This is a genomic window from Halorubrum halophilum, from assembly GCF_000739595.1.
GTDB classification, from domain to species: domain Archaea; phylum Halobacteriota; class Halobacteria; order Halobacteriales; family Haloferacaceae; genus Halorubrum; species Halorubrum halophilum.
Genome location: NZ_BBJP01000055.1, coordinates 1 through 1,967, shown reverse-complemented (window position 1 = coordinate 1,967; position 1,967 = coordinate 1). Strand labels below are relative to the sequence as shown.

Annotated in this window: 3 protein-coding genes; 2 read left to right on the top strand and 1 reads right to left on the bottom strand. The window is 53.7% G+C overall.

Annotation, left to right across the window (positions count from 1 at the left end; translation table 11 throughout):
- The coding region (locus tag ACP96_RS19630) for a hypothetical protein (protein ID WP_237561676.1) at positions 1-197 on the top strand (197 nt) is incomplete at its 5' end.
- Between the two features lie 63 nt (positions 198-260).
- Positions 261-1,718, top strand: a complete 1,458-nt coding sequence (gene tnpC / locus ACP96_RS18130; RefSeq protein ID WP_082222578.1) for an IS66 family transposase — start codon at positions 261-263, stop codon at positions 1,716-1,718.
- A 40-nt stretch (positions 1,719-1,758) separates the two neighbouring features.
- Here tnpC and ACP96_RS18820 read toward each other — a convergent pair whose 3' ends face one another.
- A complete protein-coding gene (locus ACP96_RS18820) occupies positions 1,759-1,929 on the bottom strand; it encodes a hypothetical protein (RefSeq protein ID WP_154020486.1) in 171 nt (56 codons plus the stop codon).
- Positions 1,930-1,967: the final 38 nt, after the last annotated feature.

Below are 1,967 nucleotides of genomic sequence, written 5' to 3'. Positions count from 1 at the left end.
ACAAACAAAACAAAACAGAAACACTAGAGCCATCGGGGTGGGGCATCAGTTGTGAGTACTGCCCCCACACTATCCAGTCAGTAACCATATCTACAGAAACAGCTGAGAAGCTACAAGATAGAAGTATTCCTCCAACCCATATTGAGATAGAATGTCCTAAATGTGAGAATGATTTTTATTACACCGTAGTTGGATAGCGGCTTGCTGCCAGACCGATTTCGTAGCAGTCTCATGAATGGTCTCTCAATGGTGAACCAAGTGTGTCGCTGGGGATTGGCGGATCGCCGGAATCGACAGATTCCGCGATCCGCGCTGAGGACAGTACGCATCTCCGCCAGCAGCTCGTAGTCAAAGAGTTCGAGAACCGTCTTCTCCGTCGTCAACTCACAGCACAGCAACAGCAGATCGAGAATCTGCAAGCACGCCTCAAGTGGTACGAAAACCCAAACACACCACCCAGTAAGCAGGGTGGCGCGGCTGGATCACCTGGCAACGATGACAGCGACGAGGAAGAGAACGAAGACCAAGGGGACGACGCTGGCGGCGACGCCGACGCCGCCAGCGACTCCTCTCCAGGACGTGACGAAGGTCACGAGGGAACAACTCGACCGCCTCCGGAACCAGAGGAGACTATTCGAGTAGATCAGGGGTATTGCCCAGACTGTGAGCAGACACTCTCTAACCCGGACAGCTACGTCTCACGGACGATTATCGATATACCACTCCCCATTCCAACCACTGTCACCGAGTACGAACTCGGCAAACACCACTGTTCCTGTGGAAACGAGGTCGTTGCTGAACATCCTGACTGCCCGGAAACCGGGCGGTTTGGGCCAAATATCATGGCCCAAACCGCCCTTGGAAGGTTCCATCAGCGACTTCCAAACCGAAAGCAGGCAGAGTTGTTTGAGTGGGAGCTCGATCTCCCCATCTCCCACCGGACAATCTACAACCTGACCAAGCGGGTCGCAGACCGGCTGCGACCCGCGTATGAAGACGTCAAAGCCAGAATCCGGGAGAGTGACGTCGTCTATTGTGATGAGACGGGCTTTCCTGTTGACGGAGAGCAACACTGGGCGTGGACGTTTGTTACTGACGAAGAGGTGCTGTTCTGGGTTGATGAGAGTCGTGGAAGCCAGGTGTTAGAGGACGTCCTCGGCGAGGAATTCGCCGAGGACTCGACGCTCAGCTGTGACGGCTGGTCAGCATATCCGAGTTACCACACGAAGCTCCAGCGGTGCTGGGCGCATCTGTTGCGGGAGGCAGAGTACGTTGCTGAACGGTACGAGGAAGCAGAGAGGTTGTCTGAGGAGTTACACGCTCTCCACGACGATTTAACGGCGTTCGACGAGGAGGATCCGTCTGCCTCCGCCCGCGAGCAAAAGCGGGCGGAGGCGTCGTTACATCTGGAAGGGCTGATCAGGGAAGACTACGAGGCACAGGAGGTCAAGAAGCTGATCGAGAAGATCAGGAACGGGTTAGGCCACTGGCTGACGTTCGTTACAGAGCCAGACGTCGATTCGACGAATAATCGCGCAGAGCGCGCTCTGCGCGAGCAAGTTGTGCTGCGGAAGATGTTCCGGACCCTCCGCTCAACCGAAGGGGTCCAGATTCACGAGACGATCACAACCATGTTAGCGACGTGGAAACGGCGAGGACTTGATCCACCTGAACAGCTCCAGTCCATCCTCGGTGGGCAAGAACTCAGATCAGGATGAGAGGCATCACTAACCGGTGAATCCTGGTCACGCTATCCAACTACCTTGCCTGTTTTGGTGATGAATTTCTCTCATGCTCCGCCAACTCCTGAAAAGACCCAATCATCTCCTTGACCGAATTTGCATCATACTGATCTGATTCCAGATCTTCTACAACTTTTTCTAAATTCGAGGCAGATTCCTGGATCCGAGTTATCGTTTCATCTCCCAAATAATCCTCGTCAGTTTCTAACTATTTTTTTTTTTTAG